24 protein-coding genes are annotated in these 24,385 nt (G+C 42.8%); 6 read left to right on the top strand and 18 right to left on the bottom strand.

Annotated features, from left to right (window positions below; genetic code table 11):
- Positions 1–114: 114 nt before the first annotated feature.
- From ABT997_RS08245 to ABT997_RS08210, 8 genes are all read right to left on the bottom strand, one after another.
- Positions 115–1,206, bottom strand: coding sequence for a glycerol dehydrogenase (locus ABT997_RS08245; RefSeq protein ID WP_006596970.1), 1,092 nt, complete (start codon positions 1,204–1,206; stop codon positions 115–117).
- A 14-nt stretch (positions 1,207–1,220) separates the two neighbouring features.
- Positions 1,221–1,889: a fructose-6-phosphate aldolase gene (locus ABT997_RS08240; RefSeq protein WP_006595058.1), complete on the bottom strand. Its 669-nt coding sequence runs from the start codon at positions 1,887–1,889 to the stop codon at positions 1,221–1,223.
- Between the two features lie 15 nt (positions 1,890–1,904).
- Positions 1,905–4,343 (bottom strand): glycyl radical protein, encoded by a 2,439-nt coding sequence (locus ABT997_RS08235; RefSeq protein WP_350019126.1) that lies wholly within the window; start codon positions 4,341–4,343, stop codon positions 1,905–1,907.
- A 141-nt stretch (positions 4,344–4,484) separates the two neighbouring features.
- Positions 4,485–5,786 (bottom strand): PTS sugar transporter subunit IIC, encoded by a 1,302-nt coding sequence (locus ABT997_RS08230; protein ID WP_350019125.1) that lies wholly within the window; start codon positions 5,784–5,786, stop codon positions 4,485–4,487.
- Between the two features lie 11 nt (positions 5,787–5,797).
- Positions 5,798–6,109 carry a PTS sugar transporter subunit IIB gene (locus ABT997_RS08225; RefSeq protein ID WP_006595061.1) on the bottom strand — a complete coding sequence of 104 codons (312 nt, stop codon included), beginning with the start codon at positions 6,107–6,109 and terminating at the stop codon, positions 5,798–5,800.
- 10 nt (positions 6,110–6,119) lie between these two features.
- The gene (locus tag ABT997_RS08220) at positions 6,120–6,443 is read right to left on the bottom strand and encodes a PTS lactose/cellobiose transporter subunit IIA (protein WP_006595062.1); all 324 of its coding nucleotides are present in this window, start codon (positions 6,441–6,443) and stop codon (positions 6,120–6,122) included.
- Positions 6,444–6,610: 167 nt separating this feature from the next.
- The gene (locus tag ABT997_RS08215) at positions 6,611–7,582 is read right to left on the bottom strand and encodes a sugar-binding transcriptional regulator (RefSeq protein ID WP_023022130.1); all 972 of its coding nucleotides are present in this window, start codon (positions 7,580–7,582) and stop codon (positions 6,611–6,613) included.
- A gap of 14 nt (positions 7,583–7,596) precedes the next feature.
- A complete protein-coding gene (locus ABT997_RS08210; RefSeq protein ID WP_023022129.1) occupies positions 7,597–8,340 on the bottom strand; it encodes a DeoR/GlpR family DNA-binding transcription regulator in 744 nt (247 codons plus the stop codon).
- 129 nt (positions 8,341–8,469) lie between these two features.
- On the opposite strand from ABT997_RS08210, the gene ABT997_RS08205 reads away from it, so the two are divergent.
- On the top strand, positions 8,470–9,246 hold the full coding sequence (locus ABT997_RS08205) for a glycyl-radical enzyme activating protein (RefSeq protein WP_023022128.1): 777 nt from the start codon (positions 8,470–8,472) through the stop codon (positions 9,244–9,246).
- A 115-nt stretch (positions 9,247–9,361) separates the two neighbouring features.
- Here the strand turns inward: ABT997_RS08205 and ABT997_RS08200 are convergent, their stop codons facing one another.
- Positions 9,362–11,257 carry a M13 family metallopeptidase gene (locus ABT997_RS08200; RefSeq protein WP_048717585.1) on the bottom strand — a complete coding sequence of 632 codons (1,896 nt, stop codon included), beginning with the start codon at positions 11,255–11,257 and terminating at the stop codon, positions 9,362–9,364.
- Between the two features lie 148 nt (positions 11,258–11,405).
- On the opposite strand from ABT997_RS08200, the gene ABT997_RS08195 reads away from it, so the two are divergent.
- The 4 genes from ABT997_RS08195 to tpx all read left to right on the top strand — a co-directional run bounded on the left by ABT997_RS08195 (position 11,406) and on the right by tpx (position 14,494).
- Positions 11,406–12,128, top strand: a complete 723-nt coding sequence (locus tag ABT997_RS08195; protein WP_048717584.1) for a metal ABC transporter ATP-binding protein — start codon at positions 11,406–11,408, stop codon at positions 12,126–12,128.
- A complete protein-coding gene (locus ABT997_RS08190; RefSeq protein ID WP_048717582.1) occupies positions 12,125–12,967 on the top strand; it encodes a metal ABC transporter permease in 843 nt (280 codons plus the stop codon). The genes ABT997_RS08195 and ABT997_RS08190 overlap by 4 nt, the downstream gene beginning before the upstream one ends.
- Positions 12,968–12,978: 11 nt before the next feature.
- Positions 12,979–13,911 carry a metal ABC transporter substrate-binding protein gene (locus ABT997_RS08185; protein ID WP_061564678.1) on the top strand — a complete coding sequence of 311 codons (933 nt, stop codon included), beginning with the start codon at positions 12,979–12,981 and terminating at the stop codon, positions 13,909–13,911.
- A gap of 88 nt (positions 13,912–13,999) precedes the next feature.
- A complete protein-coding gene (tpx, locus tag ABT997_RS08180; protein WP_048717579.1) occupies positions 14,000–14,494 on the top strand; it encodes a thiol peroxidase in 495 nt (164 codons plus the stop codon).
- A 109-nt stretch (positions 14,495–14,603) separates the two neighbouring features.
- On the opposite strand, the gene ABT997_RS08175 is transcribed toward tpx, so the two are convergent.
- Positions 14,604–15,629, bottom strand: coding sequence for a DUF3114 domain-containing protein (locus tag ABT997_RS08175; RefSeq protein WP_350019124.1), 1,026 nt, complete (start codon positions 15,627–15,629; stop codon positions 14,604–14,606).
- 140 nt (positions 15,630–15,769) lie between these two features.
- Here ABT997_RS08175 and ABT997_RS08170 point away from each other — a divergent pair, with 140 nt between their 5' ends.
- Entirely contained in the window at positions 15,770–16,423 is a 654-nt protein-coding gene (locus tag ABT997_RS08170; RefSeq protein WP_350019123.1) for a metal-dependent transcriptional regulator, read from the top strand.
- Between the two features lie 293 nt (positions 16,424–16,716).
- Here ABT997_RS08170 and dtd read toward each other — a convergent pair whose 3' ends face one another.
- From dtd to ABT997_RS08130, 8 genes are all read right to left on the bottom strand, one after another.
- Complete coding sequence (dtd, locus tag ABT997_RS08165; protein ID WP_347087357.1) at positions 16,717–17,160, bottom strand: D-aminoacyl-tRNA deacylase; 444 nt, start codon at positions 17,158–17,160, stop codon at positions 16,717–16,719.
- 311 nt (positions 17,161–17,471) lie between these two features.
- On the bottom strand, positions 17,472–19,691 hold the full coding sequence (locus ABT997_RS08160) for a RelA/SpoT family protein (protein WP_350019122.1): 2,220 nt from the start codon (positions 19,689–19,691) through the stop codon (positions 17,472–17,474).
- 250 nt (positions 19,692–19,941) lie between these two features.
- Positions 19,942–20,691, bottom strand: a complete 750-nt coding sequence (locus ABT997_RS08155; protein WP_350019121.1) for a 16S rRNA (uracil(1498)-N(3))-methyltransferase — start codon at positions 20,689–20,691, stop codon at positions 19,942–19,944.
- A gap of 1 nt (position 20,692) precedes the next feature.
- Positions 20,693–21,643 (bottom strand): 50S ribosomal protein L11 methyltransferase, encoded by a 951-nt coding sequence (gene prmA, locus ABT997_RS08150; protein ID WP_129270388.1) that lies wholly within the window; start codon positions 21,641–21,643, stop codon positions 20,693–20,695.
- Between the two features lie 137 nt (positions 21,644–21,780).
- A complete protein-coding gene (locus ABT997_RS08145; RefSeq protein WP_117744950.1) occupies positions 21,781–22,254 on the bottom strand; it encodes a GNAT family N-acetyltransferase in 474 nt (157 codons plus the stop codon).
- Complete coding sequence (locus ABT997_RS08140) at positions 22,251–22,685, bottom strand: NUDIX hydrolase (protein ID WP_031574864.1); 435 nt, start codon at positions 22,683–22,685, stop codon at positions 22,251–22,253. Before ABT997_RS08140 ends, ABT997_RS08145 begins: the two co-directional genes overlap by 4 nt.
- A 49-nt stretch (positions 22,686–22,734) precedes the next feature.
- Positions 22,735–23,277, bottom strand: coding sequence for a hypothetical protein (locus tag ABT997_RS08135; protein WP_129270386.1), 543 nt, complete (start codon positions 23,275–23,277; stop codon positions 22,735–22,737).
- A gap of 22 nt (positions 23,278–23,299) precedes the next feature.
- Complete coding sequence (locus ABT997_RS08130) at positions 23,300–24,373, bottom strand: site-2 protease family protein (protein ID WP_129270384.1); 1,074 nt, start codon at positions 24,371–24,373, stop codon at positions 23,300–23,302.
- Between the last annotated feature and the right edge of the window lie 12 nt (positions 24,374–24,385).

The raw sequence follows: 24,385 nt of genomic DNA, 5'->3' as shown, positions 1-24,385 counted from the left end.
CAGATGATAAAGCAAATAATTTTAAAAATACAACAAAAAGACAAACGCCAAAAATGACGTTTGTCTACGTTCTGAAACCATCGCCAACAGGCGATGGTTTCTGTATTTCTTTGATTAGCCTAAGGACTTGACATAAGCATCTACTGCTACAATCGCTTGAGCAATATCAGATGCTTGTACCTTGAATGGCATTTGGTGAATGGTTTCTCCTTCAATGGTTGCTTGTTGGCCAACCTTGAGAAGATCTTCGTAGCTTGCATTTTCAAGATGCATTTCTTTCAGAGTCGTTGGCATGCCAATTTGTTGATAGAAATGAATGTATTTGTTCAATTCTTCTTTTGGACGGTTTTCCAAGAACAATTGAACCAAGGTTCCATAGGCTACTTTTTCACCGTGAGTCAAATGGTGGATATCCCCAGTAAGGGCCGTAAAGCCATTATGGATGGCATGAGCTGCTGCCAAGCCACCACTTTCAAACCCAATCCCACTGAGAAGGGTATTGGCTTCGATGATGTTTTCTAATGCAGGCGTCACCACTTTAGCTTCACAAGCAGCCACGGCTTGGAGACCATCAGCAAATAAGATTTCTTCACAACGTTGCGCAATCGCCACACCCGCTAGAGTTTGATGTTTGCCTAGCATGGTTTTTCCGTTGGCTTGCATTACCGCACGCGCTTCGACCCAAGTAGCTAGTCCATCTGCGATACCAGAAGCAAGCAAACGTTTTGGTGCTTGAGAGATGACTTTACTATCTACCAAGACCAATTCTGGGTTTTTAGAATAGAAGATATAGCGAGCAAAGGCACCTTCATCCGTATAAATAACAGACAAGGCTGAAACCGGAGCATCTGTAGATGCAATAGTCGGAGCAATGACAACTGGTGATTTTAAAAGATCAGCAATGGCTTTTGCACTGTCGATGGTCTTTCCTCCACCAAGTCCGATGACTAAGTCACAGCCATTTTCTTCTGCCAGACTGACCACACGATTGATTTCATTATCAGAAGCTTCACCGTTGAAGAACACTGGCAAGACTGTAAAGCCATACCGAAGGAGATACTTTTCAAAACGTTCCCCTACGATATCATAGACTACTGAATCACAGAGTAAAACGGGATGACTCCCCAGTTCTAAAATAGGTTTTGCATTTTCAAATAAAGCATTTTCACCTTGAATGTAACGGGATGGGCTGGCAAAATTTCTCATACACTCCTCCTTTATCAAATTGTATTCTTATGATGAACAGCTGACCAATCTGCCTCGAAGTCATCTACTGCTTTTGGAATAGAAGGCATTCCAAAAGCTGCTTCAAAGACATCTGCCCCTGCCGTAATTGCTTGTGTTCCTTCTTTAAATGCTCGATTAACTTGAGCCACATTTTTAAAGGAAGCTGCTAGAATTTTGCTTGATGAATGATTACGCTCTATGGCACTCGCTAACTGAGAAATAACCTGAGCTGAATCAATGTTTAAGTTTTCCATACGATTGTAATAAGGTGCTAAATAGTCGGCTCCTGCTTCAATAGCTAACAGTCCTTGAAAAACAGTATAGATTGCTGTTGCAGTAATTTTGTACCCCTCTGCTTTTAACACTTTAATTGCAGCAAGTCCTTCAGGTGTTACTGGAACTTTAATATAGGTATTTTCATCGCATTGTTCTCGAATTTCGGCCGCATCTTTTAAAATTCCTTCATAATCTTTTGCGACAACTTGAACATGGATGGAAGGAGATCCTCCGATGATTTCCCGCACCTTATGGATACGATCAAAAAAATCAATGTTCCCTTCTTTTTTAGCAATTGTTGGGTTCGAAGTTACCCCAGCAAGGGGTAACACTCGTGCCCATTTTTTTATCTCATCTAAATTTAAAGTATCAAGCATAAATTCCATATACATACCTCTTTACTATAGAGTATGCTCTGTCCGTCCAATAATATCATCTTGTGTTGCTCTTGATAGTACATTGAAGAAGGCTGAGTAGCCAGCAACACGTACAATTAAGTCACGGTGTTTTTCCGGATGTTTTTGAGCATCTAACAACGTTTCTCTAGAAACCACATTGTATTGAATATGGTATCCATGTAGACGATTAAAGAACGTACGGAGTAAAGCAATAAGTTTTAATTTATCTTCTTCTTTGGATAAAGTTTGTGGGTTTACTTTTTGGTTCAGTAAAACACCACCAACAATTTCATCTGTTGGCAATTTAGAGACAGATTTTAGAACAGATGTTGGGCCATGTTGGTCCATATTGTGGGATGGAGAACATCCTTCTGCTAGCGGAGTTCCGGCATTACGACCATCTGGAGTAGCTAATGTTCCACGACCTTGTCCTACATTGGCTGAAATAGAAGATGTACCTGAGTAACGAATTCCTCCGATTGGCCCACGTCCATATCGAGTATTTGGATATTTAGCAATTTCATCTACATAAATATCGTATGCTTCTCGAACTAAGCTGTCCGCATAGTCATCATCGTTTCCATACTTCGGTGCATCATGGATAAGCATCTCTTGGATTTCTTTTCCACGTTCGCCAGCATAATCTGTTTCCAGAGCATGCCATAGCTCTTGTGGCGTTAAGCGTCCTTCTTCGAATACCAGTTTCTTGATTGCTGCAAGTGAATCGGATAAGTTTGCAATACCCACTTGTAAACCAGAAATATAATCGTAGACAGCTCCACCTTCTTTTAGGTGTTTTCCACGTCCAATACAGTCATCTGTCAAAGCTGAACAGAGGATATCTGGCACTTCTCTTTCAAGAGATAGGTCGATAGAGTTTTCTACGATCACACTCATGCGGGTTAAGTGGCGCAAAGTCTTGTCCCAAGCAGTTTGCAATTCATCGAAGCTCTTCATGTCTTTAAAATGACCAAAGCTTGGTGCAAAGCGCTTGCCAGAAGCAGGATCGATTCCATCATTCATCGTAATGAGCAAAACTTTAGGGAAGTTCATATAACTCATACCTGTACAGCGATATCCCCATTTACCTGGAACAGCTGTTTCTACACAACCAATTGCACTGTAATCATAAGCATCTTCTTCAAGAACACCTTTTGAAATAAAGGATGGAATAATAATCTCATCATTATTGAAAGCAGGCATACCAAATCCGAGCTTCATAACTTCAATACATTCGTTCATGAAGCGGGCATCCAAACCAGCATGATAACGAACAGTTAAGTTTGGTTGAGGAAGGTGAGTTTGAGCAACTGACTTCAACACCAAATAAGACAATGGGTTGACAGCATCTTTCTTATCACGTGTTTGACCACCAATCGTAACGTTTTGATAAAGCGGACTACCTGCAGATGAGAAGGTATGTGCTTGACTACGTACTTTGTTAATTGTAATAGTCTTGATCCAAAGGTTGGTCAAGCGTTCAACAATACTCTCTTCAGTTTCCCGTCCACTTTCCAAATCAGCTTTAACGTATGGATACATATATTGGTCAAAACGTCCATATGAAAGTGAGTGTCCATTTGACTCAATCTGAAGAATACATTGGATAAACCAAACAGACTGAACAGCCTCTGCAAATGTACTTGCAGGCTCGTATGGAACTTTTGAGCAAATCTCAGCAATTTCAAGCAATTCCTTCTTGCGTTCAGGAGTTGCTGTTTCAGCAAGTTGTTTAGCAAGTTCCACAAACCGTTGAGCATAGGTCTTAACAGCATCAACTACGATAAAGATAGAATCGTAAAAATGGTACTTATCAATGCTAGCTGGATCCGTTAGATCTAGGGTTGCTTTAGCTTGGCGAGCTCTTTCTTCAAAACCTTTCAAGCCATATTGCAATAATTTTTGATAATTGACTGCTAAGTGGGCATCTCCTGAATTCATCTTTCCTTCCATACCGAAGAATCCTGTTTCCATATAGACAGATACTTCTTCAGGTAGAAGAGCTCCAGCTCTTGCACGTAAGTTATTATTTTCCCAGAACGGTGCTATACTACGGAGCTGTTCTTTCGTTTCTTCCGTAATATAGAAGACATCACCATCCCGCTTTTCAAAAAGATCCAATTCCTTCAAAACGAACTCTAAAGTATATTCTGGGAAAATTGGAGCATCTTTATTAGAGGATGCTTGGTTTCCAGCAATCATGGATTCATCCTCAATATAGATTGTCATATTTTCAAGAATTTCTTTCAACATATAGGCACGTTTAAGAACATTTGGTTGTTCCTTATAACGATCATATGCCTTAGTTGCAAGAACAGCACGTTCAGCATCGATGTAAGGCTTCTTGTTTAAGACATCTTCACGATACTTATTCATGCGTTCAGTGAGGCTTCCAAAATATTCTGTTTTAATGCTTGTACTTGCTACTTCTACTTGTTTCATTTTTTCAAAACCTTTCTTTTGAAATTATTTTGTTTTCTTTCGTAACTATAGTAGCATTAAATTTTACGAATTTCAATGAATTATGGATTATACATATAAATTCTGTTCTAGTCGCACATCTGTGCATCCCTAATAAACGCACTATTTTTCAGCTTGTAATTCATTGTTATAGGCAAGATTATCTTGGAATTTAAAGAATGGGAAGTATACAACTGTCGAGGTCACAAGAACAAGTACTTGAACGAAAGCACCTTGCCAACCTCCAACCATAAATCCAGAAATAATGGCTGGTGTACTCCAAGGAAGAGTCACACCTGAGAATGGATGCATAAATCCAATAGCAATTGATGCATAAACAATTATTGCAGCCAAAATTGGAACCAAAATAAATGGAAGGAACATCACTGGGTTCATTACGATCGGAAATCCAAATACGACGGGTTCATTGACATTAAAGATTGCAGGAAATGCTGCAACTTTCCCCAAAGCTTTATACTGTTTTGACTTAGCAGCAAATAGCATGGCAACAACCAACCCAAAGGTTATACCTGATCCAGACAAAATAAGGAAGCTATCTAAGAATTGTTGAGTTACAATGTGGGCACCATTTTCAACGGATAGCTTCCCAGCTGCCAACATTGATTTATTGGCATCTAGGTTAGAAAGTAGCAAGGCTGTTACTACACCGTTGACAACTGATTGGCCATGAACACCAAACCACCACAAGAATGAAATAAAGAAAGCAATCCCAATCGCTCCGTAAAGTGATCCTGTTAGACCTTGAAGAGGAACCTGAATGACATCATAAATCATTTCAATGAAGGTACCGCCGTTTGTCACTACTTTTGATACGATATAGACAATCATTGATAGTAAGAAAATCACGAAAGCAGGAATCATCGCTTCAAATTGTTTGGCAATGGCTTGAGGTACTTGTTCTGGCATTTTTATAACAATGTGTCTTTGGATAAACACAGTATAAATTGCACCAACTACCAGACCAATAATAATGGCCCCGATAATCCCTTGACCACCAAACCATACTTTTGAAATGGCATCGCCAATCGGTTCTCCCTTAGCTGGTACATAAGAAGATTTTAACAAGATAAAGAATGAAGACAGGGACAAAACTCCCGCTGGCAAGGGTTCTACTCCACTGTTTTTAGCATAAGAATACCCAATGGAGAAGCAAGAAATTAAGCCCATGATGGCGAATGTTCCTGAATAAACTTGCATAAATGGCTCTGTCCATGTATCGCCAAATACACTAGCAATAGCCTGATTAAGGCCTTCAAATGGTAATTGTCCAATAATCAGAAACAAACTACCAACTACCGTTAATGGAAGGATCGCTAACATCCCATCTTTAAGAGCAATAATTCCTTTCATGTTTACAAAACGCATGATTGGAGCGATAATTTTCTGAGAATTAAAATTAGACATGGGAAGCCTCCTTATTTTTCTCCTAGCAGTTCTAGAGCTAGATTTAGTACCTTCTTACCATCTAACATCCCATAATCCGCCATAGGAATGACAGCAATAGGGATATGGTTTGCCTCACAAATCGCTTTTGATTTATCCAAAGTATAAGCTACTTGAGGCCCTAACAAAGCGACATCTATTTCTGGGGCAAAATCTGCTAATTTCGCTTGAGAATATGCCTCAATTTCAGCATCAATACCTAATTCCTGAGCCGCTACCTTCATATTATTTACCAACATTCCTGTTGAAAATCCTGCCGCACAAAACAATCCAATTTTCATCATCTTTTCCTCCTTATTGTTTCGCTGAAAGTTCTTTTCGTAAGTCAATCATTTCTTTAATCAAGTTAATCTCTGTGATTGAAGTCATTAAGTGATCTTGTGAGTGCACAAACAAAGCTGTAATCTCTGTCTTTGTCCCACTTGCTTCCTGGGCTAAAAATTGGGTTTGCAAGTTATGCGCTTCTAGCAATGCTGCATCTGCTTTTGCAATTTCGCCTTCAGAAGATGTAAAATCACCCTCCTTAGCATATGATAAAGCTTGGTAAACATGCTGTTTAGCATCACCCGCATTTAAAATTAAGCCCATAATAATTTGGTCTGCAACAATTATTTCCATGTGCACTACACTCCTTTGTCAATCTAATGAAAGCGCTTTTTCTATTGTCAATATACCATTTATATTTTTGCCGGTCAATAAAAACTACAACATTTGATTATTATTTTTGTTTTTTTGCACAATTGTGCTATTCAACTCAAAAAAATAAGGACTGCATCCTTGCTGTCCTATTTTTTAGTAAATTGCTGATCACCATCTAATTCTAAAACTTTTAAGATCGTCGCTTCATCTGTGACTAAATGATTGATATAGTTGGCTTTCAAAACCGATAAAATTGCTTTTGCTTTTTGATCACCATAGGCTAACGAGATGGTATTCGGAACCTTTCTCAATTCCTCCAATGTGATAGATATTGTTCTTTCCTGTAATTCAGGATAAACGGGGATACCTTCTTGATCAAAGAAACGACAGCAGACTTCTCCTACAGCATGTTCCGACTCCAATTTCTTAAAATCATTTGTTGTTAGCATATCAAACCACTGAGGATTCTTGCTATCTGCATGGCCACCAATCCCTACAGCAGCAACATCCAAACAACGCCAACTAGCTTTCAAGTCCTCGAAATACTTAGAAGATAAGATGCCTTCCGTTACCTCAGAATTTTCTTGAATGACACTCGCGTTTATAAAATGACATTCTCCATGAAATTTACTCGCCATACTGTAGATTAGAGTATTGACATGGTAGCGAGCATGGATATGACTGGGACCTCCAGCTAGGGGATAAAATTGAACACCATCCAAACGCTTAGTTCCAACTTGTTCCACCATTAATCTGAGAGACTTGCCCCATGAAAAACCAACTGTCATTCCATCTTCAATCAAATTTCGAAGCATGACAGCACTAGCTTGCGCTAGCCGCTTTTCAAGGCTTTCTCGTGGCTCATCAACTAGATTTGGTATAATCTCGATAGCTTTCAAGCCATATTTTTGTTTGATATAATTTTCTAAATGGAAGAGGCGAGTATCAAAATTTTCAATTTCAATTTTTACAACTCCCTCTTTTTTAGCCTCCGCTAACATTCTGCTGACAGTTGTACGGTAGATTCCAGTTTCTGCTGCGATTTGCGATTGACTTTTGTCTTCAACATAGTATAGATAGGCTAATTTAGCAAGTAACTTTTTCCGTTCATCTTTCAATTGACTTCTCCTTCTTATACTAAGTTTAAAATCGTTTGCGAATCCTCAAGTTTTTCTTTCGCTTCTTGAGATATATTCTTATCCGTTATGACTCTAGAAACTTGTGAAAGTGCAAATCGTCTGACAGTCCCACATTTCTCAAATTTACTTGAATCCGTCAAGACAATCACTTCTTTAGAAACATCGGACATAGCTTGAACAACTTCACTTCTCATCATATCTTTCCCAGTAAAGCCAAGTTCATCATCATATCCGTCAACCCCTACAAAAGCAAAGGGAACTCTAAACGAGCGAATTAATTCTTTCAAAAGCGGACCTACAGTCACTCTCGACTCTTTTTGAAACTCACCACCCAGTAATATGATTTTACAGGAATCATATTCCTGAATATAATCTGCAATAAAATAAGAATTTGTCACAATCTTGACATTCTTTTTTGTTTGGCAAATTTCTTCCGCTAGTAGGGCACACGTAGAGCCTGATTCAATCAGAACCGTGTCGTTATCCTTAATTAATTTAGCGGCCTCCCGGGCTATTCTTTTCTTGGTATCATATTGAAAGGACAATCGCACATTGATATCATCTCCACTGTTTAAAACTGCATAGCCATGCTCCCTATGCAATAATCCTTTTGATTCTAGCTTGTCCAAATCCTTTCGAATGGTTACTTTAGAGACTTGTAATTTCTCCGACAAGCTATTGACATCTATCTTTTCAAACTCCGATACTAATTTCAATATTTCATCTAAACGTTGCATTGTTTTTACCTCTTCTCTATTTTAGCAAATTTCTGAGTGATTTCAAAACAAAATAAACTTTCGTTCGTAATTGAATTAGTTTCTTAAATAATGTATAATAGACTTACTAGATTGATAGGAGAGCAAAATATGGAACAAAATCGTGGCATTATCTTTAACATCCAACACTTTAGTATCCATGATGGCCCTGGCATCCGAACTACTGTATTTCTAAAAGGATGTCCCCTGCGTTGTCCATGGTGCTCCAATCCTGAATCCCAGCGTGCAAATCCTGAAAAAATGTTAGATGCTGTTACTAAAAAGGAAACTATCGCGGGAGAAGAAAAAACAGTCACAGAAATCATAGACGATGTCTTAAAAGACGTTGATTTCTATGAAGAATCTGGTGGTGGCCTTACCCTGTCTGGTGGAGAAATCTTTGCTCAATTTGAATTTGCCAAATCTATCTTAAAAGCTGCGAAAGAAGTTGGACTTCATACTGCAATCGAAACGACAGCTTTTGTTGAACATGAAAAATTTGTCGATCTCATTCAGTATGTCGATTTTATTTATACAGACCTTAAACATTACAATACACTTAAACATAAGAGGGTTGTCGGAGTCAACAATCATCTGATTATTAAAAATATTCATTATGCCTTTGCTCAAAACAAAACAATCGTTTTACGTATTCCAGTCATTCCTAATTTCAATGACTCTTTAAACGATGCTGAAGAATTTGCTTCTCTTTTTAATTCTCTCAACATCGATGAAGTACAGCTTCTCCCATTTCACCAGTTTGGAGAAAACAAATACAAGCTTTTAGGACGTCGCTATGAAATGGAAGGAATAAAGGCTCTGCATCCAGAAGATTTATATGACTACCAGCAAGTTTTTTTAGATCATGACATTCACTGTTATTTCTAATACACTCAAAAATCCCCAAAGCTAGTTTCAGTCAGCTGAAACTTGGCTTCGGGGATTTTTATTTTTTTTCACGAGCGATCAAGAAAATCAATCAATTGCTTAACTGAAGTCGAGACTACCAAATAATTACACGATCCTCTGGTGCGCGCCACATGCCATCTCCTTCTTTGACATCAAAGGTTTCAAAGAATTCGTCAAAGTTTGGCAATTGAACATTGGTACGGAGTTTTCCTGGTGCGTGGACATCAACACTGGCGAGAAGTTGCATGTACTCTGTCCGAGCTTTCATGCGCCAGATGCGAGCAAAGTTGGTGAAGAATTCTTCTGCTGAGAAGTCTACTTCTTTCTTCGCCGCTTCAAGGGCTGCAGCAATACCTCCAAGGTCTGCCACGTTTTCAGAAACGGTCAATTTCCCGTTGATCTTGGCACCGTATGAGTCTTGACCTTCGAACTGATCGATAACTTTTTGAGTCCGAGCGGTAAAGGCTTCATAATCTTCTGGCTTCCACCAGTCTTTCAAGCTACCGTGCTCGTCAAAGGAAGCACCATTGGTGTCAAAGGCGTGGGAGATTTCATGGGCAATGACTGCACCGATTCCGCCATAGTTAGCTGATGATGATTGGTGAAGGTCATAGAAAGGTGCTTGGAGAATCGCTGCTGGGAAGACGATTTGGTTCTGTTGCGGATCATAGTAGGCATTGACCATATTAGCTGGCATGTGCCACTCGCTCCGATCGACTGGTTGGTTCCACTTGCTCCAGACATGCTCGATGGAAATTTGAGCCAATTTTTGAGCATTTTCCACCAAGGTCTTGCTCTCGTCGATGATCTTTTTGGCATACGTTTCTGGTAATTTTTCAGGGTAGCCGATATGTGGTGTGATGACATTGAGCTTGACAATGGCTTTTTCACGAGTTTCAGGAGCGAGCCAATCCGCTTTTTCTAAGCGATCCTTGTAAACCTCAATCATGGTCGCTACTTTATGCTCTACGTCTGCTTTCGCTTCTGGTGAGAATTTTTCGCCCGCATACCAGAGTCCAAGCGCTTGGCTATAAGGCCCTTCCGCCAAGGCCAGAGCGGCTTTTTCTTTCGGACGTGCTTCTGGTGTCCCTGTAATCGTACGGCTATACTCACCAGATAAGACACGGATTTCTTCAGTCAAGAAAGACGTCCAAGAAAGAGCTGCACTGAGTTTCAACTTGGCATGAAGGGTTTCCCAGTTGGCTGCTGAGTAGAATTTTGGCGCAAATTCCTTCCAGAAGCGCTCTTCTGGAACAATGATAGTATCTGGCGTTTGCCCGATCACTTCTGTAAAGAAGGTATCGAGTGGCAATTCTGGAACCAAGGCCTTGAAATCTGCCCACTCATAAGGATGGTAGAGTTTGTTGTACTCGGATTTTTCTTCGTTTGACAAGACATATTTGGCCAATTCTGCATCGGCCGCAATCACCTTATCCAGGATATCTTTGATTTCTTCCTCTGAGAAATCAAATTTTGCTAAAAGCTTTTCAACCATTTGACGCCAAACAGCCAATAACTCTGGGCCTTTTTCATTGCCTTCTTCATAGTAGGTCGTATCAGGCAAGATCAAACCGAGTGCTTCTCCCCACAAGACATTCATTTGGGCATTCATAAAGTCTGGTGATACGCTAAATGGCAAGAGATTTGGTTTGCCAGCTAGTTCATAGGTGCCTAACTTGCTGGTATAGTCTTCAAAGGAAGAAAGGGCCTTGATTTCATTGATCAAAGGCATAGCTGGAGCCACACCGGCTGCTTCCCGCGCATCAAAATCTGCCACCATTTTGTGGTATTTGACGAAGTTTTGCAGAATGCTGTCTTCAGGTAGCTCTTCTCCCCGTTGCCATTTTCCGGTAATATCCAACATCAAGTTTTCGATGTCTTGGATCAAGTCCATAAAACCACCGGTTGACGGTTTGTCATCAGGAATCACTGCTGTCTCAGCCCATTTCCCATTGACGTAATCATAAAAATCATCTTGTAAACGTACCATGATCTTCTCGCTTTCATTCTTTTCTAATAACCTTATCAAAAATAGGTCTATTTTTCAATGATTACAAGAGATTTAACCTAAATTATTTTAAAAATTAACTTGACTTAATTTTTTTATTTATGTATATTAATGGTAAAGGAGTAAAATCATGATTCAAATTGAACATCTAAGTGTTGCCTACCAGCAAACACTGGCCTTGGAGGATCTTTCCCTCACCATCCAGGGTCCAACTATCCTAGGAATTCTTGGGCCCAACGGAGCTGGGAAATCAACCCTAATCAAGGCCATGCTAGGACTTCTCCCCCATTCGGGAAAGGTCCAGCTCGATCAAAAGGACCTCGGCCAAGTTCTTCAACGAGTGGCCTACGTCGAACAGAAATCCGCTATTGATTTCCACTTCCCCATCACGGTGCGGGAGTGTGTCTCACTGGGCCTCTACCCCCATCTTTCTATCTTCAAGAGAAAAGGCAAAGAGGATCTGAAAAAAGTAGAAAATGCCTTGAAACTTGTCAATCTTCTTGATCTAGCGGATCGCCAGATCGGCCAGCTTTCGGGAGGGCAATTCCAACGGGTCCTGATCGCCCGCTGCTTGGTCCAAGAAGCGGATGTCATCTTTTTGGATGAGCCCTTCGCAGGGATTGACTCTGTCAGCGAAGACATCATTATGCAGACCCTTCAGACCTTGAAAAAAGAAGGCAAGACCATTCTGATCGTCCATCATGACCTCAGCAAGGTCCCAGCTTATTTTGACCAGGTCCTCCTCCTTCACCGCAAGCTGATCGCTTTTGGGAAAACAGAGGAAACTTTTACCAAGGAGAATCTGCATGCAGCCTATGGGCATGAACTCTTTATAGGAGGTGGCGTCGGATGATTGCAGAATTTATCGATGGATTACAGCAATTCCACTTCTTACAAAATGCCCTGATTACAGCTATTGCCATCGGGATTGTCGCTGGAGCTGTTGGATGCTTCATTATTTTAAGAGGCATGTCTCTTATGGGAGATGCCATCTCGCACGCAGTCCTTCCAGGGGTGGCTCTGTCCTTTATCCTGGGCATCAATTTCTTTATTGGCGCCATTGCCTTTGGGCTATTAGCTTCCATCCTCATCACCTATATCAAGAGCAACTCCATCATCAAGAGCGACACTGCAATTGGGATTACCTTTTCTTCTTTCCTCGCCTTAGGAGTCATTCTGATCGGAGTCGCTAAAAGTTCCACCGACCTTTTCCACATCCTCTTTGGAAATATCTTGGCCGTGCAAGACCAGGATATGTGGATAACCATCGGTGTTGGGGTGGCAGTCTTACTGGTGATTGTCCTGCTCTTTCGTCCCCTACTGCTCACTTCTTTTGACCCCGTTCTGGCTCAATCCATGGGCGTCCGGGTCAAGATATATCACTACCTCCTCATGGTGCTCTTGACTTTGGTTTCTGTCACTGCTATGCAAAGTGTCGGAACCATTCTCATTGTCGCCATGCTCATCACACCTGCTGCGACAGCCTACCTCTATGCCAATAGCCTATGGTCCATGATGCTCCTTTCATCCGGATTAGGTGCCCTAGCCTCTATCCTAGGACTCTTTATTGGCTACAGTTTCAACATCGCTGTCGGGTCTTGTATCGTCCTCACTTCTGCCATCTTCTTTCTCATCAGCTTCTTTATCGCTCCTAAGCAGAGAAAGAATAAGCACGCTCTTTCACCTCATTAAAGGAGAAACACATGAAAAAAATCGCTTCTGTCCTCGCCCTCTTTGTGGCGCTCTTATTTGGCCTGTTGGCCTGTAGCAAAGGCTCTTCTTCTAAGTCCTCATCTGATAAATTGAAGGTGGTTACCACCAACTCCATCCTCGCAGATATCACCAAAAATATCGCTGGGGACAAAATCGAGCTCCACAGTATTGTCCCTGTCGGCCAAGATCCCCACGAATACGAACCACTCCCAGAAGATGTCAAAAAAACTTCACAAGCAGACCTGATCTTCTACAATGGGATCAACCTCGAAACGGGTGGCAATGCTTGGTTTACCAAATTGGTCAAAAATGCTAATAAAGTAGAAAACAAGGACTATTTCGCTGCCAGCGATGGCGTAGAGGTCATCTACCTAGAAGGCCAAAACCAAGCTGGAAAAGAAGACCCTCACGCTTGGCTCAATCTCGAAAATGGAATCATCTACGCTAAAAACATTGCCAAACAATTAATCGCCAAAGATCCAAAAAACAAGGACTTCTATGAAAAAAATCTAGCAGCCTATACTGAAAAACTAAGTAAGTTAGACCAAGAAGCCAAGCAAGCATTCAATAACATCCCAGCAGAGAAGAAGATGATCGTAACCAGTGAGGGTTGCTTCAAGTACTTCTCCAAAGCCTACGGCGTCCCATCTGCCTATATCTGGGAAATCAACACTGAAGTAGAAGGGACACCTGAACAAATCAAAACGCTACTAGAGAAATTGCGTCAAACCAAAGTACCGTCCCTCTTTGTCGAATCCAGTGTCGATGAGCGTCCTATGAAAACTGTGTCTAAGGATAGCAATATCCCTATCTTTGCAAAGATCTTTACTGACTCAATTGCCAAAGAAGGGGAAGAAGGCGACAGCTACTACAGCATGATGAAATGGAATTTGGAGAAAATCGCAGAAGGTTTGAACAAATAAGTCTCTAAAGCTGATTAGATTCTCAAACAAATCAGTGGCTCTTCCCCCTTCATTAATGTACAATGAAAAGAAAAAAGGAGTCTTTGCTATGACAACATTTTTAGGAAACCCTGTTACCTTTACCGGATCTCAACTCCAAGTTGGCGATACCGCCCACGACTTTTCACTGACTACGCCAAACTTGGAGAAAAAATCTTTGGCTGATTTTGCTGGCAAGAAAAAAGTCCTCAGTGTGATCCCATCCATTGACACAGGTATCTGTTCTACTCAAACACGTCACTTCAACCAGGCCCTCTCTGACATGGAGGACACTGTGGTCTTGACAGTTTCTGTCGACCTTCCTTTCGCTCAAGGTAAATGGTGTGCTGCTGAAGGGATCGAAAATGCCATCATGATCTCAGACTACTTCGACCATTCCTTCGGAAAAGCCTATGGCCTCTTGATCAATGAATGGCATTTGCTCGCACGCGCTGTCTTGGTCCTAGATGCAGACAACAAGGTCACTTACGTCGAATACCTAGACAACATCAACAGCGAACCCAATTACGACGCGGCAATCGAAGCCGTCAAAGCACTTGGATAAAGTAAAAAGAGGTCTAGGACCTCTTTTTACTTTATCTACAAAATCTGTTCAGAGACTTTCCTTAGGTGAGTTTCTAAGAGTCCTTTTTCTTCAATCCGAAAGAGGACTACTATAAAATCCGATGGAGCCCATTCTTGAGTAAAAGTCGCCAGCGTAAGCGTGGGATGCCTCTGAGGAAACTCCGCACGCGCTTTGCTACTTGTTGCTTATAGCTCTTGCCTCCTTGTGCAAAGGTTCCCTTCCGACTCCAGTAGCCTTCAATACTGCGATCATTCTTCGGAGCTAGATAGCGAACACCTTGCTGATAGAGAACCTTCTTGCGAAAAGCTGGATCCCACGGTTTAACGGGATCGATATCCAAGTCCTTATGGGTATGTCCTCTAGCTAAGCCATAGTTGAAACTGGCTCCATTGACAATGCCATTTTCAGAAATCTGATTCGGATCCACTTCGTTGAGAAACTGGCCACCCTGATCCAGGATATACTCTGTATGAAAGTTGAGCAAGACCTTAAAATTCAATTGGGCCTGAGCACGAGATGGGAAGGCGAGTTGGCCGTCTTGATCCACATAGACCTTATTATGGAGACGAGCCGCTGCATAAGCATCGATTTTAATTCTTTTTGTCTCCTGCAAGTAAGCTTGTAGCGCCTCTTCATCCGTCTGTCCAGTTTTGGCATAATGCTCCCGAATCCACTGGGTCTGATAGGCAGAGAGCAGATAGCGGAACTGGTGGACCTGGCGTTTTAAGAGCTGGTCTCCCTCTTTGCTAGCCAATGGATCCTGAGCAAATGCTACTTGGACCACTCTTGAAAAAGAAGACCAAAAAGGTGAATGAGGGGGGCAAGCTGGCCAGAACCGCTTCAGTAAGAAGGCGGTCTCCTCACAGGTCCCCGATAAATCCCGTGGCATGAGACAGAGGTGCATGACCCCTCTTAAGAGGGCCTGGGCACGGCCTTCCGTCAACCCTTGCAGTTCTCTCTGCCACATCTCTTGGAAAAGAGGGCTGGCAAAGACGAAGACAGAGCGGTAAGAGTCTTGCCTTGTTGCTTCATCTTTGCAAGACTGCAGTCGTTCTTCTAAGTAGCTGAGACCTCTGGTCGTCCAGCCCAGTTTTTCCAATTCCTGTCGCTGCATTTGCACCCTCCTTTCCATATTGTTTTCAGTTTATGCTTCTATACTATCATCTTTCGCCCTCCCAGACAATTCCTATCCACTGGCCAAGCCATTTTGTGCTTTTTTTGATATACTAGAAGGAGCGAAGAAAAGAGGACCCTATGACACCGAATAAAGAAGATTACCTCAAGTGCATCTATGAAATCGGCACGCAACATGAAAAAATTAGTAACAAAGAGATTGCGGCCCGGATGCAGGTTTCGCCTCCAGCCGTGACTGAGATGGTCAAGCGAATGATCTCGGAGAATCTCCTCATCAAGGATAAGACCCACGGCTATCTGCTTACCGAGCTCGGCCTTCAAACAGTTTCCGATCTCTTTCGCAAGCACCGATTGATTGAAGTGTTCTTGCTCAAAAAACTGGGCTATACGGCCGAAGAAGTCCATGAAGAAGCTGAAGTGCTCGAGCATACTGTCTCCGACCGCTTTATAGATAAACTTGACCAAATGTTAGACACTCCCAAGACCTGCCCCCACGGAGGAACCATTCCACCTAAAGGAAAACTTCTCATCGAGGCTTACCAGGACCGTTTGAGTGATGTCAGCGAACTGGGAACCTATCGTTTGCGAAGAGTCCAGGATAGCTTTGAATTGCTGAATTTTTTAGACCAGATCCAGCTGACCATTGGAGATGTCATTCTCTTCAAAGGCTATGATGATTACACCGGCCTCTATCATCTCCAGATCAAAGACCAAGACATCCAAATCAATCATCTGATTGCCCAACAACTTTACATAGAAAAACATGCCCTTTGATAAAGGGCATGTCAGATTGAAGAAATAGTATTCCTAGAAACTTTCCTTAGGTGAGTACGGACGTCAGCGAACTTCTACGAAGTTCCATGACTTAGTTTTGAACCTAAGGTTTCAAAACTCCCGAATGCTTGAAACAACAATGTTTCAAGCATTTTTCTCACAGCGGAAAGTTTCGGATTTACTTTGACAATCCAGAGTAATATAAGAATTTTTTTGAAAAATTATCCAGCTATCCTAAGTAAAAAGTAATTTGTCTACATTCAAACATGCCTTTTAATCAAGGGCTTGTTTTTTTATGGATTTTTCGTATCGAGGATGATAGTCACTGGGCCATCATTAATGAGTTCGATTGCCATATCTGCAGCGAAGATCCCTCGTTTGACAGGGACTTCCTTTTCTAACAAATCATTGAAGTCATCGTAGAGCTGGCTGGCCATCTCTGGATTGGCTGCCCCAATAAAGGCTGGACGATTGCCTTTTTTTGTCTGGGCAAAGAGGGTAAACTGCGAAACAGATAGGATTTCCCCTTGAATATCCTTGACAGATAAGTTCATCTTCCCTTCTTCATCCGAGAAAATCCGCATTTGGGTGACCTTCCGCACCGCGTATTCCAGGTCCTTTTGGTCATCATCCGGCCCCACTCCCACCAAGAGCAGAAGCCCATCCTGAATCTGACTATAGACTTGACCATCAATAGAAACCGAGGCCCTTTTGACCCGTTGAATCACTAATTTCATCTTATTATCCTATTTAAACAATCTATTGGGCTCACCACTAAGCTTCAAAGAACATCGACTTCAAATAAGACGATGAAAAGCAGGCAACTATTTTGAAAAAACAGAGGCTATAAAGTTGCTTTTAGAGCAAGGCAGCGAGATGAAGACAGTACTGAAGTACGGCGAGGCGAGCTACCAAGCAATAAAAGAGTTCTGACCACGCTTCTCAATCTTCAAAGAACATCGACATCAGACAAGGCAGTGAGACGCAGGCATAACTGTAGTTAGACCAGTCGAAACTAACGCAGTATGAAGTCGATTTTCGCAGAAGATTAGCCGTTGGTACGCTTAACAGAGTACACCTCCGGCACACTCTTAATCTTATCCACAACCGTTGTCAACATAGACAGGTTTGGAATCCCGAAGGAAATGTGGATATTGGCAAATTTCATATCCTTGGTTGGTTGGGCATTGACGGTTGAGATCATCTTAGCCGTGTTGGAGAGGACTTGAAGGACATCGTTGAGGAGGCCTGCACGGTTGAGGCCGTAAATATCGATATGGGCGATGTAGTCCTTGGTCGTGTTATTGTCTTCCCACTCGACATCGATCAAACGTTGCTCGTAGTTTTCTTGGGCCCGCAGGTTCATACAATCTTGACGGTGAATAGCAACCCCACGTCCTTTGGTAATGTAGCCGACAATTGTATCTCCTGGCACGGGATTGCAACATTTAGCAATCCGGATCAAGAGACCAGAAGCTCCTTGGATGACCACGCCACCTTCATGACGGACCTTGAGGGTGTCTTTTTTATTTTCAACCTTGACTTCGCCACCCTTGACCAGCTCTTCTGCTTCCGCACGCGCCTTGGCTTTTTCCTCTTCGCGGCGCTCTTCTTCCGTCAAACGGTTAAAGACAGAGATGGCTCCCACTTCTCCAAAACCGATGGCCGCAAATAAGGCATCTTCGGTCTTGTAGCTGGTCTTTTGCAAGACCTTGTCCATGTGCTTCTTGTCCATGAACTTGTTGGCAATCATATCATGCTCATGGAATTGAGCCATGAGCAACTCTCGTCCACGGTTGATCGAGAGTTCCTTGTCTTGGTTCTTAAAGAATTGGCGGATCTTATTACGCGCCTTGCTAGTCTTGACGATATTGAGCCAGTCACGACTTGGACCAAAGGAGTTGGCATTGGTGATAATCTCCACCTGATCCCCTGTCCGTAGCTTGGTATTGAGAGGCACCATCCGGCCATTGACCTTGGCTCCGACAGCCTTTTCCCCTACCTTGGTATGGATCTCATAGGCAAAATCGATCGGTCCAGAATCCTTTGGAAGGGAACGGACAGTTCCATCTGGGGTAAAGACATAAATCTCTTCAGCCAGATAGTTTTCCTTGACCGTATCGACAAATTCCTTGGCATCATCCGCCTGGTCTTGGAGTTCCATCATCTCCTTGATCCAGTTCATCCCAATAGCTGATTCTTTGCTATTGACTTGGCCCTTGATCCCTTTCTTATAGGCCCAGTGGGCCGCAACCCCGTACTCAGCAACCTCGTGCATTTCCTTGGTACGGATCTGGAACTCGATGGGACCTTTTGGACCGTAGACAGTCGTATGGATAGACTGGTAACCATTGGCCTTGCGGTTGGCGATATAGTCCTTGAAGCGACCTGGCATGGGCTTCCAGAGCTCATGAATATAGCCCAGCATGGCATAGACGTCACTTGGTGACTCTAGGATACAGCGGATGGCAATCAAGTCATAGATTTCATCAAAGCGCTTCTTCTTATCCTGCATCTTGCGGTAGATGGAGTAGATATGCTTAGGACGACCATAGATTTTCCCATAAAGGTGGCGTTCTGCCGCATAGGACTCGATCTTTTGGACGACTTCCTCTACCAAGGCTTCCCGCTCGCGTCGCTTCTCCTTCATCATATGGGAAATCTTGTAAAACTCGACTTCATTCAGATAACGGAAGGATAGATCTTCCAATTCCCACTTGACGCTGGAAATCCCGAGACGGTGGGCTAGCGGCGCATAGATTTCCATGGTCTCCTGGGAAATCCGTTCTTGCTTGTCCTTGCGTAAATGCTTCAAAGTCCGCATGTTGTGCAAGCGGTCTGCTAGCTTGACCAAGATGACACGGATATCCTGAGACATGGCCATGAGCATCTTGCGGTGGTTCTCTGCCAGCTGCTCTTCATGGGACTTGTATTTGACCTTCCCGAGCTTGGTCACTCCATCAACAATCACTCGGACATCGTGCCCAAATTCACGTTCTAGATCATCTAGGGTCGCGTTTGTATCCTCGACAACGTCGTGCAAAAAACCACAAGCAACCGTCACAGCATCCAACTTCAATTTTGCCAAAATGCCGGCAACTTGAATAGGGTGGATGATATAGGGTTCACCTGATTTACGGAATTGCCCACTATGGCAGTCGACTGCATAAAGGAGAGCTTTTTCTACAAATGCAACATCCTCTCCCGACAAGTATTTTTTGGTAAGGGCAATAACCTGGCCCCCTGTTAAAGGTTCTTCTTTCGGCATCTAGTTTTCTCCACTTTCTTGCCTTCTATTCTATCACTTTTAGCTCTATATGAAAACTAGTCCGATTGACTTTCATGCTATTTGAGGAGCTTTCCAGCACTATCAGCCAGAAATCCCAAACGTAGGCTCCTTTTTTATACAAATACTCCATTTTTTATAAAAAATCCATTAATTTGTAATATATAAAAAATAAGAAAACGAATAAATTCTGAATAAAATAAGATATAGAAGAAACGCGTGAAGATCACCTTCACGCGTTTTTCATTAATTCTGTGACAACACTCACTGCGCTGAGAGCGTAAAGTGGCGCTGTTTCTGCTCGTAGGATGCGAGGACCAAGTCCTGCAAGGACCGCTCCCTTGGCTGTAAAACTTTCAATTTCTGCAGGGGATAAACCACCTTCTGGACCAAAGATAAAGAGCAGTTTAGCTCCTTTTTCAAGACCAGCGACAGCTTGGATAAGCGCAGCTGATTCTCCTTCTTTAGCTGACTCTTCATAGGCCACCACGATGCGGTCAAACTGGTCGAGTTGGGCTAGAAAGTCTGCCTTTTTCTCAAAAAGGGTAATGCTTGGAACAAGATTCCGCTTGCTTTGCTCTGCTGCTCCAAGGGCGATTTTTTCTAGTTTCTCAACCTTTTTACCCAATTTCTTGCCATCCCACTTGGCAACTGACCAATCGGCAGGAAAGGCCCAAATTTGACTAGCACCGAGCTCTGTTACTTTTTGAGTGATAAACTCCAGTTTATCCCCCTTGGGAAAGCCTGATGCGATGGTCACTTGAATAGGTAGTTCCACATTGTCATCCAATTCCTCAACCAGCTCAAACTGACGCGCCTCCACATTGACCACGCGCGCCAAACGCTTAATGGCATCATCAAATACTAAAGCGACCTCATCATCTTCTTTCAGGCGCATAACCTGAAACATGTGCTTGCTGGTCTCCTTGTCCTCGATGGTGACAGGTGATGTGGCAAGACCTTTGACAAAATACTGCTGCATGCTAGCCTCCAATCACACCTGAGACATCCTTGGTCTTCTTGAAGACGCAGGCATTCCATTCCCCTTGAATCATGTGGGTTTCAAGGAAAAATCCAGCTGCTTCCGCCGACTCACGGACCATGTCCCACTTGTCCCTGATAATGCCACTCATGATCAGGTAACCTTCATCCTTGACCAAGCGATAAGCATCATCTGTCAGATGAATGAGGATATCCGCCAAGATATTGGCCACGATGACATCTGTTTCAATCTCCACCCCCTTGAGCAAATCGCCTGGCGCCACATGGATATTTTCCATGCCAGGGTTGAGTTCAATATTCTCCTGAGCGACGCGAACTGCCACATCATCTAGATCATAGGCAAAGATTTCCTTGGCACCCAGAAGTGAGCTAGCAATAGAAAGAACTCCTGAACCAGTCCCCACATCTAGCACTGTTTCGCCACCACGAAGAACCTGCTCCAAGGCAAAAAGACTCATCTTGGTTGTTGGGTGGGTCCCAGTTCCAAAGGCCATACCTGGATCTAACTTGATAATCTTTTCTCCCGCAGTCGCCTCATAGTCCGTCCATGACGGCACAATTGTCAAGTCATGAGTGATGCGAGCTGGTTCATAGTATTTCTTCCAGTTGTCGGCCCAGTCTTCCTCCGCCAAGGCAGTAGTACCAATCTTGACTTCTCCTAAGTCCATAAAATCCGTCAATTCTGCTAAGCGAGCCTGCAAGTCCGCTTCAACCGCTACCACATCAACCGTTTCAGGATAGTAGGCTGTCACCACAATTTCTTCTTGTTGCTCGACCTCAGGGAAAATCTCACCAAAGCGATCGACGTTGCCCACATAGTCCATACTGTCTTCAATCGCAACACCCTGGGCACCTAACTCAATCAAGAGATTGGAGACCAACTCCTCTCCCTCACGCTTGACTGTAACTTTTAACTCTTGCCATGTTTCCATTATTAAGATACCAAGCCCGTAAAACACAAAGCCAAAATAGGAAACTCTCTGAAGACGTTTGTGTCTAAGAGAAGTTTATCTTTTTGGCACCGTGTTTAGGGCGGGTTCAGTTTAAAAATTTAACTGAACCGTCCTTTCTATTTCTCTATCAATTTTTTCATGTAGACCATATCCATGCCTTCTTTTTCAGGCTCGATATGGGTTTGATGGTAGCCATTCTTCTCGTAGAACGCAACCATGCCTGCATCCTGTAACACCGTACACAAGTCCCATTGTCTAACAGTTGAAAATTCCTCTTCTAGTAAGCGCAATCCTTCAGATCCATACCCTTTTCCCTGATACGGAGGCAGAATCGCTGCGGTCCCCAACCAAGCTTCCGTTAACTCGGCATTGGTCTGAACTCGTAAAAATCCGATGTTTTCTTCATCTTCTTTTACAAAGTAGTAATAGCTATTGGGACGTTCGACTAGTTTCCATTTGATTCGTTCGCGGTCCTCGAGATAAGGGTCATATTCATCATGGTATTTTTCATAAACAGCCTTAAAGCTAGCTCTCTGAATTGCAATAATAGTTTCTAAATCCTCTGCTCCCGCTCGAACAAGTGTTATCATAAACCTTCCTCCAAATAATCCCTCAATCTCCCCTGTAGCTGAGGCACTGCCTGTTTAGACTTCAAAAATTCCTCAATAGGCATCAGTTTATAGGCCTGTCCTTCATTCCCAAAGGTAATATTGTCAAATTGTTCTTGTCTTAGCTGACCAACCATAAAGACCGATTGCTTGTCTTTAAAGATTACGCTAGGATAAATCTTGCTCCAAAGCAGACAGTCTTCATCTAAATGAATTCCCAATTCCTCATAAACTTCACGCGCTGCGCACTCGAAAGGGCTTTCGTTTCCTTCACGACCACCACCTGGCAACTCCCACATGTTGGGACAAGGGATATCGTCCTTGTCATCACGTAAGATAGTCAAGACCTTATCCCCACAAATCAAGGCAATCTTGCAACCTTGGAAATCCATTCTGCTATCCAATAATTCCATGATATTTACTCTTTTCTATGATAACAATTACTCTCTAGGAAAATACGAGCTAGCTTTCTTCGATTACTTTTTGGCACTCTGCATCCCAGTACGCCAGCCATCTGCCATGTCTTTTCGCAAAATAAACCGTAAACTCATCGTTTACATAATCTGCAACATAGCGAAGATTAGGCGGGTTTTCCTCACCGCTTAATATCCAAGGATGGAAGCAAAAGGTTTTCTCCCACCTCTTCTGAGTATAACCGAGATTCTTGGCATACTGAGGGATAGGTTGTTGCATCTCACTTTCCAAATGGGACTGAATGGCATTGTCAAAACTATTCAAACTAGCTAATAGTTGCTGAAACTGCTCTTCTTCCTCCGTATTAAAACCAACTAGAAATTCAAATTCCGCAAAGTCTTCAGGAAATTCAAGTTCTGTGACTGTACCATCTTCTGCATAGCGCCCCTCCTCATCGACAAGTCGACGAGTTCCAGACTTCAATATTCGCTCGAAATCAAGATCCGCAAAGCGATTTCGAGGAAGGATCGACTCACGCTCTTGAGATTTTTGGGATTTTTTACTAAATAACCGCTTAAATATCTGAAGCATCGTACAGCTCTCTTTCCTTTTCTCAGTTCACCTGGGTCTCTTCTTCCTGTATGGCTTGTTCCAACTCATCTAACCACTGCTGGTAATAGGCTTTCTCATCCCGCAACATGCGACTCACATCCATCTTCTGTCTGGCAATCTTGATCGCCTTGTGGGTCTGGGCCAAATCCTTCTTGACGGTAAATTGATACCAGGCTTGGACCGCCTGTATATTGGTCAATTTCATCGACAAAAAAGACTTGACTCGTCGAATGGTCGCGTACTCCTCTGCTTTATCATCATCTCCTTCCAGCAAGGCGATATGCAGTAGGGATAACTGAGCAGCCGTTTGAATCATCGGATTATCTGCTCTCTCCAGTAAAGCCTGAAACTGCTCCTTAGCCGCCTCGCGATTGCCCTCTAGAATCAAGACTTCTCCTTGAAGGGCTAAGACACCCTCCACAAAGCCTCCTTGCGCCTCCTCAGGAACAGGTCTAACAAAATCTTTTAGATCGTAATCTTCTGGTGCTAGCAGGGTCTGAGCAGAATGGCGCAATCCTAGATAAGCATAGGGTACATTTTCAGGATGGTGCATCAATTCTAAAATTTTAGCTCCATCTGTAATCCCAAGGGGGAGAGCATTGGCCAAAATGAAGGAGAGATTGAGACAAATCCAAGTGCCTGCAAAATACCAACTCTGTGTCAGAACTCCAAAAAGGATGGATACGATAAGTAAAGTCAAATGAACCAGCAAACCACCGGAGAGCATCAAGATCATTCGTTGGTCACTTTCATCCTCTTTTAGTCCAATATACTGGGCGCCGACATTTTTCAGAACGGCCGTGCGACTAAGACGAAACTTCCCTGCTTTTTTAGTCAGGAGAAAACTTCCCAAGCCTAAAGCGACGAGCCGATAGCCCGTCAGATAGCCACAAAAAGCATGCCCCAGTTCATGGAGAATGAAAATGAGATACATGCTAGAAAAAGTGAAGAGATACCCCGGTACAAAAACCAGTTGAAAACCTAACTCCGTAAAGGCGATCGTCCCCAAGGCAAAAGCCCCCATCAAGAGAAGAAAGGACAGGCCGTAAACCAGGTAGGTCCCAAGTTTTTTCATCAACTCACCCAC

The sequence above is a fragment of the Streptococcus australis genome, assembly GCF_040226615.1.
GTDB lineage: Bacteria > Bacillota > Bacilli > Lactobacillales > Streptococcaceae > Streptococcus > Streptococcus australis_E.
This window is presented reverse-complemented; position numbering and strand designations above follow the sequence as displayed.

What these genes read in the sequence shown, in the direction of transcription:
- tpx (WP_048717579.1), top strand. Translation starts at nt 14,000, where the DNA reads ATGACAACATTTTTAGGAAACCCTGTTACCTTTACCGGATCTCAACTC.
- ABT997_RS08175 (WP_350019124.1), bottom strand. Translation starts at nt 15,629, where the DNA reads ATGCAGCGACAGGAATTGGAAAAACTGGGCTGGACGACCAGAGGTCTC.
- ABT997_RS08140 (WP_031574864.1), bottom strand. Translation starts at nt 22,685, where the DNA reads ATGGAATTATTGGATAGCAGAATGGATTTCCAAGGTTGCAAGATTGCC.
- ABT997_RS08225 (WP_006595061.1), bottom strand. Translation starts at nt 6,109, where the DNA reads ATGATGAAAATTGGATTGTTTTGTGCGGCAGGATTTTCAACAGGAATG.
- ABT997_RS08240 (WP_006595058.1), bottom strand. Translation starts at nt 1,889, where the DNA reads ATGGAATTTATGCTTGATACTTTAAATTTAGATGAGATAAAAAAATGG.
- ABT997_RS08200 (WP_048717585.1), bottom strand. Translation starts at nt 11,257, where the DNA reads ATGGTACGTTTACAAGATGATTTTTATGATTACGTCAATGGGAAATGG.
- ABT997_RS08130 (WP_129270384.1), bottom strand. Translation starts at nt 24,373, where the DNA reads ATGAAAAAACTTGGGACCTACCTGGTTTACGGCCTGTCCTTTCTTCTC.
- ABT997_RS08185 (WP_061564678.1), top strand. Translation starts at nt 12,979, where the DNA reads ATGAAAAAAATCGCTTCTGTCCTCGCCCTCTTTGTGGCGCTCTTATTT.
- ABT997_RS08235 (WP_350019126.1), bottom strand. Translation starts at nt 4,343, where the DNA reads ATGAAACAAGTAGAAGTAGCAAGTACAAGCATTAAAACAGAATATTTT.
- ABT997_RS08245 (WP_006596970.1), bottom strand. Translation starts at nt 1,206, where the DNA reads ATGAGAAATTTTGCCAGCCCATCCCGTTACATTCAAGGTGAAAATGCT.
- ABT997_RS08145 (WP_117744950.1), bottom strand. Translation starts at nt 22,254, where the DNA reads ATGATAACACTTGTTCGAGCGGGAGCAGAGGATTTAGAAACTATTATT.
- ABT997_RS08205 (WP_023022128.1), top strand. Translation starts at nt 8,470, where the DNA reads ATGGAACAAAATCGTGGCATTATCTTTAACATCCAACACTTTAGTATC.
- ABT997_RS08220 (WP_006595062.1), bottom strand. Translation starts at nt 6,443, where the DNA reads ATGGAAATAATTGTTGCAGACCAAATTATTATGGGCTTAATTTTAAAT.
- ABT997_RS08210 (WP_023022129.1), bottom strand. Translation starts at nt 8,340, where the DNA reads ATGCAACGTTTAGATGAAATATTGAAATTAGTATCGGAGTTTGAAAAG.
- prmA (WP_129270388.1), bottom strand. Translation starts at nt 21,643, where the DNA reads ATGGAAACATGGCAAGAGTTAAAAGTTACAGTCAAGCGTGAGGGAGAG.
- dtd (WP_347087357.1), bottom strand. Translation starts at nt 17,160, where the DNA reads ATGAAATTAGTGATTCAACGGGTCAAAAGGGCCTCGGTTTCTATTGAT.
- ABT997_RS08190 (WP_048717582.1), top strand. Translation starts at nt 12,125, where the DNA reads ATGATTGCAGAATTTATCGATGGATTACAGCAATTCCACTTCTTACAA.
- ABT997_RS08135 (WP_129270386.1), bottom strand. Translation starts at nt 23,277, where the DNA reads ATGCTTCAGATATTTAAGCGGTTATTTAGTAAAAAATCCCAAAAATCT.
- ABT997_RS08155 (WP_350019121.1), bottom strand. Translation starts at nt 20,691, where the DNA reads ATGCAGCAGTATTTTGTCAAAGGTCTTGCCACATCACCTGTCACCATC.
- ABT997_RS08160 (WP_350019122.1), bottom strand. Translation starts at nt 19,691, where the DNA reads ATGCCGAAAGAAGAACCTTTAACAGGGGGCCAGGTTATTGCCCTTACC.
- ABT997_RS08230 (WP_350019125.1), bottom strand. Translation starts at nt 5,786, where the DNA reads ATGTCTAATTTTAATTCTCAGAAAATTATCGCTCCAATCATGCGTTTT.
- ABT997_RS08195 (WP_048717584.1), top strand. Translation starts at nt 11,406, where the DNA reads ATGATTCAAATTGAACATCTAAGTGTTGCCTACCAGCAAACACTGGCC.
- ABT997_RS08170 (WP_350019123.1), top strand. Translation starts at nt 15,770, where the DNA reads ATGACACCGAATAAAGAAGATTACCTCAAGTGCATCTATGAAATCGGC.